Here is a 14,928-nt window from a genome sequence, read left to right as displayed (position 1 = left end):
CATCCGCACAGGTCTTGACTGGATCTTGTTCTGATCACTGCGCCTGGAGACCTGTACGGATCATGCGAAGCCTGCCCGGATCAGCGAATGCCTGCCCGGATCACGCGAAGATCGCGCACCACCCCTGCCCTTGAATACGCGATCCAGTGCGAATCGGTTCCCTGCCCGGCCGACGAACTCGGCCGCCTCAGGCTCCCACGCCACTCTCGTAGTGCCCCCGCACGCGCGCGTGCACCTCGGTCGGCGCCCCCACCTGGTCAAGGCCGAGCAGCGCCGCGCCGAGCACCGGACGGGCGACGACCACCCTGGCCACCGCCTTGGGCGCCCGCTCGGCCAGCAAAGCCCGTACGCGGTCGTCCAGTTGCGGATGCCGGGCGGCGAGGACGCTGCCGCCGAGCAGCACCGGAGTCTCCTCGCCGAGCAGGCCGAGGCGGTCCAGGGCCACGGTCGACATGGCGACGACCTCGTCGGCCATCCGGTCCACCAGGGCGCGCGCCACCGCGTCACCCGCCGCCGCCGTCGCGAAGAGCACCGGCGTCAGCTCGTGCCGCCGTACGGGGGCGATGGAGCCCAGGTGCAGGGCCTCGATCAGCGCGTACATGGAGGGCAGGCCGAAGTGCGCGGGCAAGGTCTCCCGCAGCGCGGTCGCATCGCCGCGGCCGTCCTCCGCCCGCGCCGCGTACCAGAGCGCCTCCTCGGCGAGGCCGCCACCGCCGCCCCAGTCGCCGGAGATCCGGCCGATGGCGGGGAAGCGCGCGGTGCGCCCGTCGGGCAGCATGCCCACGCAGTTGATGCCGGCCCCGCACACCACGGCGACGCCCCGCGGCTCGGCGTCCTCCAGGAGCCCGGCCCGCAGGATGGCGAAGGTGTCGTTGCGTACGTCGACGGAAGGGCCCCACGCGCGGCGGCGCAGCGCAAGGCCCAACTCCCGCTCCTCGACCGGGAGATCGGCGTTGGCGAGACAGGCGGACACATGCCCGACGGCGTCGGTGCCCGCCTCGGCCAGGGCCCGCGTCACCGCCTCCTCCAGAATGTCCACCGCGGTCTCGACGCCGACCTGGGGCGGCTGGAACCCGCCGCCGCGGGCCGCGCCGACGACGGTGCCATCGGCCGCGACCACCGCGACGTCGGTCTTGCTGTTGCCCGCGTCGATCGCGAGCACGCTCATGCCTACGCCCACGCCAGGTGCTCCCGGTTGTGCGCGATGAGCCGGTCGGTGAGCGCTTCCGCGTACGCGTACTGGCCGACCAGCGGGTGGGCGAGCAGCGCCCTGAAGACGCGGTCGCGGCCGCCGTGCAGGGCGGCCTGGAGTGCCAGGTCCTCGTAGCCGGTGACGTTGGCGATGAGCCCCGCGTACAGCGGGTCGAGCTTCGGCACCGCCAGGGGCTTGGCACCCGTGCCGTCGACCGTGGCCTGCACCTCGATCACGGCGTCGTCCGGCAGGAACGGCAGCGTGCCGTTGTTGACGGTGTTCACCACCTGGTGCGGGCTGCCCCCGTTGCCGAGCAGCGAGGCCGCGAGGTCCACGGCCGCCTCCGAGTAGAAGGCGCCGCCGCGCTTGGCGAGCAGCTCCGGCTTCTCGTCGAGCGTCGGGTCGCCGTACATCTCCAGCAACTCGCGCTCCATCGCTGCCACTTCGGCGGCGCGCGACGGCTTGGTCCGCAGCTCCTCGACCACCGCGTCATGCTGGTAGAAGTACCGCAGGTAGTACGAGGGCACGACGCCGAGCCGGTCGACGATCTCGCGCGGCATGCGCAGGTCGGCGGCGACCGCGTCCCCGTGCTCGGCGAGCAGCTTGGGCAGGATGTCCTCGCCGCCCGGACCCCCCAGACGTACGCCCGTCTCCCAGGTGAGGTGGTTGAGGCCGACGTGGTCCAGATGGACCTCGCCCGGCGCGACGTCGAGCAGCTTGGCGAACTTCCGCTGGAAGCCGATCGCCACGTTGCACAGGCCGACGGCCTTGTGCCCGGCCTGGAGCAGTGCCCGGGTGACGATGCCCACCGGGTTGGTGAAGTCGATGATCCACGCGTTCGGATTCGTACGGCGTACGCGCTCGGCGATGTCCAGGACGACCGGCACGGTGCGCAGGGCCTTCGCCAGGCCGCCCGCGCCGGTGGTCTCCTGGCCGACGCAGCCGCACTCCAGGGGCCACGTCTCGTCCTGTTGGCGGGCCGCCTGCCCGCCGACACGGAGCTGGAGCAGGACCGCGTCGGCGTCCGCGACGCCCGCGTCCACGTCGGAGGTGGTGACGATGCGGCCGGGGTGCCCCTGCTTGGCGAAGATGCGCCGTGCCAGGCCCCCGACGAGGTCGAGACGGTCGGCGGCGGGGTCGACGAGGACGAGCTCCTCGATCGGCAGGGTGTCCCTCAACCGCGCGAATCCGTCGATGAGTTCGGGTGTGTAGGTCGACCCTCCGCCGACCACTGCGAGCTTCATATCGGTTCTCAGCCCTTTACTCCGGTGAGGGTGACGCCTTCGACGAAGGCCTTTTGTGCGAAGAAGAAGATGATGATGACCGGCGCCATGACGAGCAGGGTCGCCGCCATGGTCATGTTCCAGTTGACGCTGTGGGCGCTCTTGAACGATTCCAGGCCGTAACTGAGCGTCCAGGCGCCGGGGTTCTGGGCCGCGTAGATCTGCGGTCCGAAGTAGTCGTTCCAGCAGTAGAAGAACTGGAAGAGCGCGATGGCGGCGATACCGGGCTTGGCCATCGGGACGACGATCTTGATCATCGTGCGGAACTCGCCGCAGCCGTCGACCTTCGCCGACTCGATGTACTCCTTGGGGATGGTCAGGAGGAACTGCCTCAGCAGGAAGATCGAGTACGCGTCGCCGAACGCCATCGGGATGATCAGCGGCCACAACGTGCCCGACAGGTGGAACTGCTGGGCCCACACCAGGTACATCGGGATCACGATGACCTGCGGCGGCAGCATCATCGTGGAGATGACAAGCAGCATCGCGGTGCGCCGGCCGCGGAAGCGGAACTTGGCGAGCGCGTACGCCACGGGGATCGCCGAGCAGACGGTGAAGAGGGTGCCGAGGCCCGCGTACATGAGCGAGTTGCGCCACCAGTCCAGGAAGCCCGGCGTCTCGAACACGGCCTTGTAGTTGGACCAGTGCCAGGAGTCGGGCCACAGGTCGCCGCTCATCGCCTGCGAGTCGCTCATCACCGACGTAAGGAAGACGAAGACGAAGGGCAGGACGAAGAGCAGCGCGACGGCTATCGCCACGCTGTGCACGGCGATCCAGTGCAGGACCCGCTTGCGGCGGGCGCGGGCGGCGGCGGGGCCGCGCTGCTTGTGCGGGACGGGGGCGGGCGCGGTCGGCGCGCCGAGAGTCGTGGTCGTCATGAGTCCTCAGTCCTCCGCCGAGAGCAGCCCGGAGCGCTTGCGCATCAGGAGCATCGTCACGGCCATGGCGATGGCGAAGAGCACGAGCGAGAGCACGCACGCGGCGCCGGTGTTGAAGTTCTGGAAGCCCATCTGGTAGACGAGCTGGGGGACCGTGAGGGTCGAGTGCTCCGGGTAGCCGGGCTGGATGACCGACCCGGGGCCGATGTTGACGCCGGATGCGACCTTCCCCGCGACCAGGGCCTGCGTGTAGTACTGCATGGTCTGCACGACGCCCGTGACCACCGCGAACATTACGATCGGCGTGATCGCGGGCCAGGTGACGTAACGGAACTTGGCGAACGCGCCCGCGCCGTCGAGCTCCGCGGCCTCGTACTGCTCCTTCGGCACGTCGAGCAGCGCGGCCATGAAGATCACCATCAGGTCGCCGATGCCCCACAGGGAGAGCAGCACCAGCGAGGGCTTGGCGGTGTCGGGGTCGTTGAACCAGTTGGGCCCGGAGATCCCGACCGCGCCGAGGATCTCGTTCACCGGCCCGGAGCCCGGATTGAGCAGGAAGACGAAGGCCACGGTGGCGGCCACCGGCGGCGCGAGGTAGGGGATGTAGAAGGCGGTGCGGAAGAAGCCGGCCCCCGTCTTGATCTTCGTGATGAGCAGCCCGAGCGAGAGCCCGAAGACCACCCGCAGGGCCACCATGATCACGACGAGCCAGAGGGTGTTCCACAGGGCGGGGCCGAACAGGGGCATCTGCTCGAACACGTACGTCCAGTTGCGGAGGCCCACGAAGGTGGGCTCCTTGATCTGGTTGTAGTGCATGAACGAGAAGTAGACGGTGGCGATCAGCGGGTACGCGAAGAAGACGCTGAAGCCGACCAGCCAGGGGGAGAGGAAACCGAGCGTGCGCAGTCTGCGGCGCGCGGGGTTGGAGAGGGTCATTGCCATGGCGGGGTCCTCAGCTCAGCTCTTCGACTGGAGGGTGTCGGCGTCGATCTGATCGTCGAGCTTCTTCAGGCCCTTGCGCAGGTCGGGGACGCGCCCGGCCTCCACGGAGTACGCGAAGTCCATCAGGGAGACGACGTAGGCGCCGCCGTTGACGGAGGGCGGCAGGGCCTTGCTGTGCTTGTTCTCCAGGATGTCGAAGAAGGTCCGGAAGGTCGGATCGGCGTCCAGGTCGGGGGACTTGAGCGCCGCGAACGTGGAGGGCACGTTGTGGATGGCGTTCGCGAAGTTCACGACCTGCTTGGTGTCCGCGGTCAGGAACCGCACCAGCTCCCACGCGGCGTTCTGGTGCTTGCTGCTGTGCGCGATCCCGGCGACGGTGCCGGTGATGAAGCCACGCCCGTAGGTGTCGGCCTGGTCGTCCGGGACGGGCAGCGGGGCCACGCCCCAGTCGAACTTGGCCTTCGCCTCGTCCAGCATCAGGCCGCGCCACTCACCGTCGAGATGCATGGCCACCTTGCCGGTGAGGAAGGCGTTCTGGCTGGACATCTCGTCGCCGAACGACATCCGGAACTTCTCCAGGTCGCTGAACCCGCCCTGCGCGTCGGCCAGTTGCCGCGTGGTCTTGAAGAACTTGTACGACGACGGCTCGTCGGCGAGCCGCGCGTCACCGTCGGCGTCGAAGTACTGGGGGCCCCACTGCGCGAAGAGCCGGTCCGGACTGTTCTGGTAGAAGCGGAAGTTGGGCATGTACCCGACCTGCTTGTACGAGTCCTTGCCGTCGCGGATGGTCAGCTTCTTGGAGACCTCTTCGAACTCGGACATCGTGCGGGGCGGCCGTTCGATGCCCGCCTTCTTGTAGGCGTCCTTGTTGTAGTACATCCCGAAGGCGTCCGCGAGTAGCGGCAGAGCGCACTGGTTGCCTTGGTAACTCGTGTAGTCGAGCAGCGTCTTGGGGAACGTCTTGCGCTTGTCGAGCCCGGTCTTCTTCATGAACGGGTCGAGGTCCGCCCACATCCCGGAGTCGCAGTACTGGCCGACGTTGTTGGTGGTGAAGGACGACACCACGTCCGGGGCCTTGTCGCCGCCCGCGCGCAGGGCCTGGTTGACGGTCGCGTCGGAGACGTTCCCGGTGGCCTGCACGTCGATGTTCGGGTGCAGCTTCTCGAAGCGGGCGATGCTGTCGTCGACGGCCTTGACCTCGCCGGGGGTCGACCAGCCGTGCCAGAACTTCAGGGTGACCGGCGCGGTCGGGTCGTCGTTCGCGCTGCCGACGCTCGGGTTGGCGCAGCCGGAGAGCAGGAGACCGGCTGCGGCGAGCGCCGCGGACGCGCAGATGGGCATGCGCCATCGCGGCATGGCGGACTTCCTTTACGGGGGAGGGGCGGTTTCGGTGGTGCGCGAAAGACGGCTCAGGCCGTGTCGAAGACCTGGTCGCGCGCCTGCGTGAGGGCCGAGCGCAGGGCGCCGGTGAGGATCGGGTCGCCGTCGAGTTCGCTGATACGGACATTGGGGCGGGGCAGCGCCAACCCGGTCAGCTCCTCCTCGACCCGTACGCGCAGCTTGTCGCCGCCGGCCTGGGCCACCGAGCCGGAGAGCACGACGAGTTCGGGGTCGACGACGGCGACGACCGCGGCGATGCCGGTGGCGAGGCGCCGAGCCACCTCGTCGAGCACGGAGTCATCGGCGAAGGCGTCCGCCAACGTAGCGGCGCCGCCCGCGAGTTGGCGTACGACCGGGGCGCAGACCAGGCTCTGGAAGCCGCCGCCCCCGTCCGGGCCACGCGTCGCCTCGGGGCCGCCGTGCGCCAACGGGGCGCCCGGCAGCGGCATGTAGCCGATCTCGCCGGCGCCGCCGGTCGCGCCGCGCAGCAGGGTGCCGCCGAGCACGATGGCGGCTCCGACCCCGTCGTCGACCCAGGTGAGCACGTAGTTGTCGTGGTCCTGGGCGGCGCCCTCGTACTGCTCGGCGACGGCGGCGAGGTTCACGTCGTTCTCGATGACGACGGGCGTGCCGAGGACGGCGGCGAGATCGTCGCGCAGCGTCCGCGAGTGCCAGCCCGGCAGGTGCGGGGCGTAGCGCAGCTGACCCGTGTGCGGGTCGATGGCTCCGGGGGTGCCGATGACGGCGGCCCGCAGGTCGTCGTGGCCGAGCCCAGCCTGGCGCAGTGCCTCGTCGACGGCCTCCGCGACCAGCTGGGCGGTGCGGTGGCGCACATCCTCGGCCACGGCGTCCGCCTCGACGCGGGCCTGGCCGATGACGGTGCCGGTGATGTCGGCGACGAGAGCGGTGATCCCGGTGGGATCGGCGGACAGCGCGGCGACATGTCCGGCGCCCGGATCGATCTCGTACAGCAGCGCGTTGGGTCCAGGGCGGCCGCTGAGGCTGCCGGTGGTGTGCACGAGCCCGGCCGCTTCGAGCCGCCCGAGAAGCTGTGAGGTGGTGGGCTTGGAGAGCCCGGTCAGCTCGCCGATGCGGGTGCGGGTGAGGGGCCCGTGCGCGACGAGAAGATCCAGCACGGCCCGGTCGTTCATGGCACGCAGGACGCTCGGGGTGCCCGGAGTGCTGCCCGCTGCTGCCATGACGTCACCTTACTTTGGTCGGCTTGGCCGGTCGCTAACTGTTAGGAAACTTTCCAATTGGTGAGGACCGTACGGCCGGCCTGAACAGGCCGTCAATAGCGAACGCCCCCGCGGCAACCAACTCGTTACCTGCGGGGGCGTGCTGTTGCACGGGGTGCGTCCGAGGGGGGATCTCCTCGGCGGGAGCTACTTCGCCAGGTTCGGCGGCGGGGTGATCGGGGAGGCCGCCAGGGACTGCGGGGAGGTCGCGGACGCGTACGCCGACGGGGCCGCCACGGCTGCCGACGGGTCCGCCGCCTCCTCCATGGCCTGGAGCGGGAGGCCGCCCACGATGCGGATGCCGACCTCGTCGAACGCCTGCTTGATGCGCCAGCGCAGCTCGCGCTCCACGCCGAGGGCGTTGCCCGGCATCGTCTTCGCGGAGACCCGGACGACCATCGAGTCGAGCAGCACGCTGTCCAGGCCGAGGACCTCCACCGGGCCCCACAGGCGCTCGTTCCACGGCTCGTCCTTGGCCATGGACTCGCCGACCTCGACCAGCTTCGCCTTGACCTTCTCCAGGTCCTCGTCCGGGCGGACGGTGACGTCCACGCCCGCCGTGGACCAGCCCTGGCTGAGGTTGCCGATGCGCTTGACCTCGCCGTTGCGGACGTACCAGATCTCGCCGTTGTCGCCGCGCAGCTTGGTCACGCGCAGGCCGACCTCGATGACCTCGCCCGATGCCACGCCCGCGTCGATCGAGTCGCCCACGCCGTACTGGTCCTCCAGGATCATGAAGACGCCGGAGAGGAAGTCCGTGACGAGGTTGCGGGCGCCGAAGCCGATCGCCACGCCCGCGACACCCGCCGAGGCGAGCAGCGGGGCGAGGTTGATCTGGAATGTGCCCAGAATCATGAGCGCGGCGGTGCCGAGGATCAGGAACGACGCCACCGAGCGCAGCACCGAACCGATGGCCTGCGAGCGCTGGCGGCGGCGCTCCACGTTCACGAGGAGACCGCCGAGCGCCGTACCGTTCACGGACTGCGCCGTGCGGTTCATGCGCTCGATGAGCTTGGTGATCGAGCGCCGGATGACCACGCGCAGGACGACGGCGACGGCGACGATCAGCAGGATGCGAAGCCCGATGCCCAGCCACGCCGACCAGTTCTGCTCGACCCAGCTCGCGGCGTTCGTCGCGCTCTCCTGGGCGTCTTCGAGGGTCGGGGACTTCGGTGTCTTCTTGTCGTCCGGGTCCGTTCCGGCTGCTGACAGGACGGACAGGAACACGGCAGGTACCTCCAGGCATAGCGGCCTGCCCAGGAGATGCGCCGGGCAGAGACACCACACTAACGGGGCATTGTGTGTGGATCGTTGTGATGTTCGAGGGAGAGACGGTGCTCACCTGGGGAAGAACAGGGTGTCGCACATGTGTGGTCGAAAACACTCCGAGCCCGTTACCAGCACATGCTGGCGCTTGGACCAGGCATGAGGGGAGACTGGCTACAGATCGTCCCGGCGCGAGCCACGCGCCGCCGGCGTACAAGGAGGCATCCGTGCCGCACGTCCTGGTCCTCAACGCGTCGTACGAGCCTCTGGGCGTCGTACCGCTCCGCCGCGCGCTCGTCCTCGTCCTGGAGAACAAGGCTCTCTGCCTCGAGGAATCCGGCGCCTTCATGCACAGCGCAACGCGCACTGTCCCCGCACCCAGCGTGGTCCGCCTCAAGCGGTTCGTCCGGGTCCCCTACCGGGGGCCCGTTCCTCTGACCAGGCGGGCGCTCTTCGCCCGCGACGGCGGTCGGTGCATGTACTGCGGTGGCGTCGCAACCAGCGTCGACCACGTCATTCCGAAGAGCCGTGGCGGTCAGCACGCCTGGGAGAACGTGGTGGCGTCCTGCCGCCGCTGCAACCACACCAAGGCGGACCGTCATCTCCTGGAGCTGGGGTGGCGCCTGCGTCACAAGCCCGCGCCGCCCTCGGGGCTCGCGTGGCGCATCATCGGGACCGGGCACAGGGATCCGCGCTGGCTGCCGTACTTGCAGCCGTTCGGCGCGGACGACGCGATGGCCCGGATCGACGGCATTTCCGCCTAGGAATCGATCCGGGCCCTGTTGTACGCGGCCCCGCCCGCACGGGGCCTGTACGTGGCTCTCGGCCGTCGTCAGTCAGCGGCGGCCGGGGCCACGGCGTACGCCTCCACCGACCAGAGCGAGTAGCCGAAGCGGGTGGCCCGCTTGTCGCCCTGGACGCGGATGAAGCGGGTGTCGCGGGCGTCCATGCGGACCGCCTCGCGGCCGCCCTTGCCGTCCTTCACGGTGGCCGCCGTGCGCCAGGTCCTGCCGTCGGCGGAGGTCTGCACGCGGTAGCCCGCCGCGTACGCGTCCTGCCAGCGCAGGACGACCTGGCCGAGCCTGACCGGCTTCGCGAGCTCCAGCTGCCACCAGGCGCCGTCCTCGGCCGGCGATGACCAGCGGGTCTCCGGGTCGCCGTCGTTCGCGCCGGACGCGCGGAAGTCCTTCGTCTCGTCGCCCGATGACGACGCCTTCGCGCCGCGCGCCAGGTCGGGTCCCGCGGTGCGCGGGTAGGCGCGGATCGAGACGGTGCGGGTCTGGCCGTCGAAGGTGACCGGGATCTCGTACGTTCCGGCGCGCGTGCCGGCCGGGACGCTCACGTCGACCGGGACGTCCACCCGCGTGCCGCGCGGCAGCGTCGAGCTCTCCGGGGTGCGCACCTCGATGCCCTTGGGGGCCTTCGCGGTGACCTTGCCCCGCACCTCACCGGGGCGCAGGGACGTCAGCCGCGCCGTGACCCGCTGCGGGCCACCGCCGATCTCCGCGTCGGCCTCGGCGCGGGCCAGCGAGAACCGGGCGGCGGGGGCGTCGGCGTACCAGGGGACGACGTGGCGGACCGTGCCCTCGGAGACCGTGACGCGCACGGCGTCGGCGCGGGGGGCTTCGGTGTCCTTGGGCCTGGCCTCCGTGAAGCCCGAGCCGGACAGCGCCCCGATGCGGCGCCAGCCCTGGCCCGGGACGTGGGCCTCGACGCTGCCCTTGGTGCCGGGGTCGGTGAGGGCCGTCACCGCGGTGAGGGGGCGGGCGCGGGGGACGCGCACCGTCGCGCGGTCCGACGCCTGCTCGCTGTCGAGCCCCGCCCACGTCTCGTACGCCTTCTGCGACCGCGTCAGGAACGGGGCGAGGACGCCCTTGCCGACGGTCACCCGGGCCGCCTTCAGGTCCTTCTGGAGCCCGGCCAGGGTGCGGGAGGCGCGCCAGGCGGCGGCGCCGTCGCCGGCGGTCTGCGCGCGCAGCATGTCGACCGCGGTCTCCCCGGCCTCCCCATAGCGCGCCAACTGCTCCACCCAGGGCCGTACTTCGGTGCCGAGGTCGGTGTCGGCGAGCCGCCGCGGCGCCTGCTTCATGACGGTGAAGGCGTCCCGCAGGGCCCGTGCGGACTTGTCGACGCGGCCGGTGTCCGTCGTCGTGCGCGCGCGCCAGAAGTCGTCCATGAGCGGACGCAGGTACGCCGATTCGTCGGCGCCGAGTACGGACGAGGCGTCATTGCCCGCGAGGGCCCGCAGGGCGCCCCGCGCCTTCCTGTCGCCGCCCGAGAGGTCGTCGATCGCGGCGAGCCAGGACTCGTGCGGGCGGTAGGCGCGCGGGTTCCAGGCGTAGTCGGCAGCCGTGAAGAGGGGGATGCGGGAGGCGGAGGGCTGCTCCATGGCGTTGCCGAGCAGCGCCGCCGAGCCGGTGGCCACGGCGGGCTCGCGGCCGGTGTAGGGGCCGAGGAAGATACGGTCCTGCGCGAAGTCGTTGACGGGGTAGTTGTCCATCGTCACGAGCGGATGCGAGCCGAACGCCTTGCGCGCGCCCGCGAGTTCACGCCCAGTGATGGTCTTGGGGACCACGCCGACGCCGGTCCACGCCACCTCGACGCGCTCGTCGAGCTCGGCGGCGATGGCGTCGCGGTACTCCGTGGAGCCGTTCTGGAAGTACTCCGTGGGCATCAGCGAGAGCGGCTTCGCCCCCGGGTGGCGCTCGGCCAGGTGCGCGGAGACGGCGTTGGCGACGCGCGACTGGGCCTTCGCGGCGGCCTCGGGTCCCGAACCGAAGGCGTCGGCGTCCGCGTCGCAGTGCCACTCGCTGTAGCTGACGTCCTGGAACTGCAGCTGGAACGCGCGTACGCCCAGGGCCCACATCGCGTCGATCTTGCGGTTCAGGGCCTTGACGTCCTTGTCGGACGACATGCACATGGCCTGGCCCGGTGCCACGGCCCAGGCGAGCGTCACGTGATTGCGCTTGGCCCGCTCGGCGAGGGCGCGGAAGTCGGCGCGCTGCTCCGCGGGGTAGGGCTCGCGCCAGCGTGCCTGGCGGTAGAGGTCGTCGCCGGGGGCGTAGAGGTAGCGGTTCTGCTTCGTGCGGCCCATGAAGTCCAGCTGGTCCAGGCGCTGTTCGCGGGTCCACGGAGTGCCGTAGAAGCCCTCGGTCATGCCGCGGACCGCGGTGCCGGGCCAGTCACGGATCTGGACGCCGGGGACGGTGGAGTTCGTGGTGCCGCCGGTGCCGCCGGTGGTGTTGGTGCCGGTGGTGCTTGTGGTGATCAGCTGGCGCAGGGTCTGTACGCCGTGGAAGAGGCCGTCCTCGCCCGCGCCCGCGAGAGCGATGGTGTCCTGGCCGCCGATCCGCCCCACCGCGAGCCGATAGCCGCCGGACGGCAGATCACCCCGGGCGCGGGCGCCGAGCGTACGCAGAGCCTGCTCGGCACCGGTGCCATCGGCGCGGACGACGAGCTTCCCACCGGCCGCCGGGAACTGCTCGCCCTCCGCGACCTCGGTGATCCTGCTGGCCCCAGCGTCGTGCAGGAGGGTGCGCAGGGCCTCCATGGCGTACGGATCGGGGTCCTTGCCGGTGGCCAGGACGACCTCGTCGGTGACGGTGACCGGGGTGCCGGCCGTGGTCATCGACTGGGGGCGCGGCCAGACCGGGGGGAGGGAGCCGTCGCTCTCGCGGTCGTCGTCCGGGGAGGTGGCGGGGGCGCCGGGCTTTCCGGGGAGACCGGGGGCGGCTACGGCGCCGGGGGCGCCGCCGAGTGCGCCTGCGATGACGGCGACGGCGATGGCCGCCGCGCCCTTCCTGCGCCGCAGTTGCACGGCCCTCTCCTCGTTGTCCTTCGTACTGATGATCACGGCTGTTGATCACGGCTGTTGATCACGTGTGGTGCGTCAGTTGTCTCAGGGTGTCACTGAGCCCACCACTCGCGTGGTGGGGGTGTCAACGGGCGTGGGTGTTGTGGGGGTTTTCTTCCGTGTGATCCCGGCGAGTTCGCCGTCGAACACCGCGGGGACTGGAATGCTTGCCCCCGGATCCACGAAGGGACGGGCAGTGGAGGAAGCGCGTAAGGAGAAGGAAGATCTTGCGTCTGAACCCCCACTCAGGGAAACGAATGTGAGCACGCGCACGTTCATACAACGGATATGACTGCGAGCCCCCGCATTGGGTAGGGCTGCTGCCGAAGACCCGTCCTGTCCCCTGACCATGGAGCCTTACGTGCCCGCTTCCGCGAACCTCCTTCTCTCCGCTCTTTCCAAACAGGTGTCCGACCCCGACTCGGGTCTCGACGGATCCTGCTCCTGCGGCTTCCTGGAGCCGCCCCTGACCAGCGAGCCCCCGCTGGCCGACGCAGCACCCCTGACCAGCGAGCCTCCGCTCGCCGACGCCGCCCCGCTGACCAGCGAGCCGACCTCCATCGGCACCGCGTCGCACCTGGACTACATGGGGGTCTAGGTGGCCCCACCCGGAGCGACCGGCCCCGACAGCGGGCCTGCCGACGGGCCCTCCGGCCCCACCGGCCTCACCGGACTTCCGCGCCTTGCCGCCCTGCACGGCGTGGCGACTTCTTACTCCCCGTCTCCGGACCGCACAGTTCCGGCCAGCGACGCCGCGGTGATCGCCGCCCTGGCCGCCCTCGACGTGGACGCGAGCACCCCCGATGCGGTGCGCCGCGCCCTCGCGGCCCGCGAGACGGAGCTGAGCGCCCGCCTGCTGCCGCCGACGGTGGTGGCGTGGCAGGGCGGCGACCCCGAGCCCCCGCCACCCTGGGCCGGGCTGCCGCCGGGTACGCGGGTGTGCGTGGAGACGGAGGAGGGGGAGCGGCTGGAGTGGGATGTGCCGCTGCCGGATGCGGACCGCTCCGACCTCGCCGACGCGCCGCGGGGCAGTCAGGTGGGTGGGCGGGAGACATCGCCGCGAAGCGGCGGGAAGAGCGAGCCACGCGTGGCGCCCGCCCTGCCACTGGGCGTCCACACGCTCCGAGCCACGACCCCGGACAACCGAACAGCCACCGCCCACCTGATCACCGCCCCGCACCGCCTACCGCCCCCGCGCGAGAAAACGTACGGAATTCTCGTCCAGCTCTACTCCCTTCTCTCCCGCCGCTCCTGGGGTATGGGCGACCTCGGTGACCTCGCCGAGCTCGCGGCGTGGTCCGGACGGTCCTTGCGTGCGGGGTTCGTGCAGGTCAACCCCTTGCACGCGGCCGTGCCGAAGCCGTCGGACGGGCCGTCCGACCCGTCCCCGTACCGCCCTTCGTCGCGCCGCTTCCCCGACCCGGTCCACCTCCGCGTCGAGGACATTCCCGAGTACGCCCACCTGGACGGCGAGGCCCGCGAACTGGCCGCCGACCTCACGCGCCAGGCCGCCGCGCTCCGCGAATCCGTGCTCCAACAGGGCCAGTTGATCGACCGTGACGCCGTCTGGGCCCTCAAGGTCCGAGCCCTGGAGCTGATCCGTGAGGTCCCGCTCGGCCCCGGACGGCGCGCCGCCTACCACGACTTCCTCGCCGAGCACGGCGAGGACCTGGAGGACCACGCCACCTGGTGTGCGCTCGCCGAGCGGCACGGCCCCGACTGGCACACCTGGCCTGCCCCGCTGCGTGACCCCTCGTCACCCGAATCCGCCCGCGCCCGCCGCGAGTTGATGGACCGCGTGGACTTCCACTGCCGGCTCGCCTGGCTCACCGACGCCCAGCTCGCCGCCGCGCAGCGTGCCGCGCGGGACGCGGGCATGGACATCGGCCTCGTGCACGACCTCGCGGTCGGGGTGCACCCGTCCGGCGCCGACGCGTGGGCGCAGCGGCGGCACTTCGCCGCGGGCATGTCGACCGGCGCCCCGCCCGACGCGTTCAACGCGCTCGGCCAGGACTGGGGTCTGCCGCCCTGGCGCCCGGACCGTCTCGCCGAGTCCGGATACGCCCCGTACCGCGCCTTGCTGCGCGCCCTGCTCCGTCGCGCGGGCGCGATCCGCATCGACCACGTCATGGGGCTCTTCCGGCTCTGGTGGGTCCCGGAGGGCCGCGCGCCCACCGAGGGAACGTATGTCCAGTACGACGCGGAGGCGATGCTCGCCGTCCTCGCCCTGGAGGCGCACCGCGCGGGCGCCCTCGTCATCGGCGAGGACCTCGGCACCGTCGAGCCCGGCGTCCGCGAGACCCTGCAGCGACACGGCGTGCTCGGCACCTCCGTGCTCTGGTTCGAGCGGGACTGGGCCGGCACGGGGCGGCCGTTGCCCCCCGAGAGCTGGCGAGCGGACTGCCTGGCCACCGCCACCACCCACGACCTGCCGTCCACGGCGGCCCGCATCACCGGTGAGCACGTTCAACTACGGGACCGGCTCGGCCTGTTGACCCGCCCCGCGGCCATCGAGCAGGCCGAGGCGGCGGCGGACGTGTCGGAGTGGCTCGCGCTGCTCTCGCGCCTCGGGATGCTGCCGGGCGGCGGCGGACACGAGCAGGAGGAGATCCGCGCAGTCCACCGCTTCCTGCTCGCCACCCCGGCCCGCATGATCGGCGTATGGCTGCCGGACGCGGTCGGTGACCGCCGCCCGCAGAACCTCCCCGGCACCTGGGACCAGTACCCGAACTGGCGGCTGCCGATCGCCGACGCCGCCGGACGCCCCGTCACCCTGGAGGAACTCGCCGCCTCACCGCGGCTCCACGCGTTCATGGATGTGTTCCGTACACGCATGGATGTGTTCCGTACCCGCGAAAGGGTCCGAACGGCACCCCCGGGCGCGCGGCCCGTTTAA

General features: G+C 71.1%; 11 protein-coding genes. 3 read left to right on the top strand and 8 right to left on the bottom strand.

Features of this window, described 5'->3' with window-relative positions:
• Window positions 1-187: 187 nt before the first annotated feature.
• The 7 genes from ABXJ52_RS12815 to ABXJ52_RS12785 form a co-directional block, all read right to left on the bottom strand.
• Window positions 188-1,180 carry a BadF/BadG/BcrA/BcrD ATPase family protein gene (locus ABXJ52_RS12815; RefSeq protein ID WP_367041965.1) on the bottom strand — a complete coding sequence of 331 codons (993 nt, stop codon included), beginning with the start codon at window positions 1,178-1,180 and terminating at the stop codon, window positions 188-190.
• Window positions 1,171-2,436, bottom strand: coding sequence for a 6-phospho-beta-glucosidase (locus ABXJ52_RS12810; protein ID WP_367041963.1), 1,266 nt, complete (start codon window positions 2,434-2,436; stop codon window positions 1,171-1,173). Before ABXJ52_RS12810 ends, ABXJ52_RS12815 begins: the two co-directional genes overlap by 10 nt.
• A gap of 8 nt (window positions 2,437-2,444) precedes the next feature.
• The gene (locus ABXJ52_RS12805; RefSeq protein WP_367041962.1) at window positions 2,445-3,353 is read right to left on the bottom strand and encodes a carbohydrate ABC transporter permease; all 909 of its coding nucleotides are present in this window, start codon (window positions 3,351-3,353) and stop codon (window positions 2,445-2,447) included.
• A 6-nt stretch (window positions 3,354-3,359) separates the two neighbouring features.
• Window positions 3,360-4,295: a sugar ABC transporter permease gene (locus tag ABXJ52_RS12800; RefSeq protein ID WP_367041960.1), complete on the bottom strand. Its 936-nt coding sequence runs from the start codon at window positions 4,293-4,295 to the stop codon at window positions 3,360-3,362.
• Window positions 4,296-4,310: 15 nt separating this feature from the next.
• Window positions 4,311-5,651: an ABC transporter substrate-binding protein gene (locus ABXJ52_RS12795; RefSeq protein ID WP_367041958.1), complete on the bottom strand. Its 1,341-nt coding sequence runs from the start codon at window positions 5,649-5,651 to the stop codon at window positions 4,311-4,313.
• Between the two features lie 53 nt (window positions 5,652-5,704).
• Window positions 5,705-6,874 carry an ROK family transcriptional regulator gene (locus ABXJ52_RS12790; RefSeq protein WP_367041956.1) on the bottom strand — a complete coding sequence of 390 codons (1,170 nt, stop codon included), beginning with the start codon at window positions 6,872-6,874 and terminating at the stop codon, window positions 5,705-5,707.
• A gap of 186 nt (window positions 6,875-7,060) precedes the next feature.
• A complete protein-coding gene (locus ABXJ52_RS12785; protein WP_367049016.1) occupies window positions 7,061-8,134 on the bottom strand; it encodes a mechanosensitive ion channel family protein in 1,074 nt (357 codons plus the stop codon).
• 272 nt (window positions 8,135-8,406) lie between these two features.
• Here ABXJ52_RS12785 and ABXJ52_RS12780 point away from each other — a divergent pair, with 272 nt between their 5' ends.
• Window positions 8,407-8,943, top strand: coding sequence for an HNH endonuclease (locus ABXJ52_RS12780; protein ID WP_190080400.1), 537 nt, complete (start codon window positions 8,407-8,409; stop codon window positions 8,941-8,943).
• 68 nt (window positions 8,944-9,011) lie between these two features.
• Here the strand turns inward: ABXJ52_RS12780 and ABXJ52_RS12775 are convergent, their stop codons facing one another.
• Complete coding sequence (locus ABXJ52_RS12775; protein WP_367049014.1) at window positions 9,012-11,996, bottom strand: beta-N-acetylglucosaminidase domain-containing protein; 2,985 nt, start codon at window positions 11,994-11,996, stop codon at window positions 9,012-9,014.
• A gap of 397 nt (window positions 11,997-12,393) precedes the next feature.
• Between ABXJ52_RS12775 and ABXJ52_RS12770 the strand changes: the two genes are divergently transcribed.
• On the top strand, window positions 12,394-12,630 hold the full coding sequence (locus ABXJ52_RS12770) for a hypothetical protein (protein WP_367041953.1): 237 nt from the start codon (window positions 12,394-12,396) through the stop codon (window positions 12,628-12,630).
• Window positions 12,631-12,723: 93 nt separating this feature from the next.
• On the top strand, window positions 12,724-14,928 hold the full coding sequence (malQ, locus tag ABXJ52_RS12765; RefSeq protein ID WP_367049012.1) for a 4-alpha-glucanotransferase: 2,205 nt from the start codon (window positions 12,724-12,726) through the stop codon (window positions 14,926-14,928).

It is taken from the genome of Streptomyces sp. Je 1-332, from assembly GCF_040730185.1.
GTDB lineage: Bacteria > Actinomycetota > Actinomycetes > Streptomycetales > Streptomycetaceae > Streptomyces.
Note: the sequence above shows the minus strand (reverse complement) of the source record. Positions and strands in the feature narration are given on the sequence as shown.

Coding starts and splice junctions, on each gene's coding strand:
- ABXJ52_RS12810 (WP_367041963.1), bottom strand. CDS start 2,436: ATGAAGCTCGCAGTGGTCGGCGGAGGGTCGACCTACACACCCGAACTC.
- ABXJ52_RS12805 (WP_367041962.1), bottom strand. CDS start 3,353: ATGACGACCACGACTCTCGGCGCGCCGACCGCGCCCGCCCCCGTCCCG.
- ABXJ52_RS12800 (WP_367041960.1), bottom strand. CDS start 4,295: ATGGCAATGACCCTCTCCAACCCCGCGCGCCGCAGACTGCGCACGCTC.
- ABXJ52_RS12795 (WP_367041958.1), bottom strand. CDS start 5,651: ATGCCGCGATGGCGCATGCCCATCTGCGCGTCCGCGGCGCTCGCCGCA.
- ABXJ52_RS12790 (WP_367041956.1), bottom strand. CDS start 6,874: ATGGCAGCAGCGGGCAGCACTCCGGGCACCCCGAGCGTCCTGCGTGCC.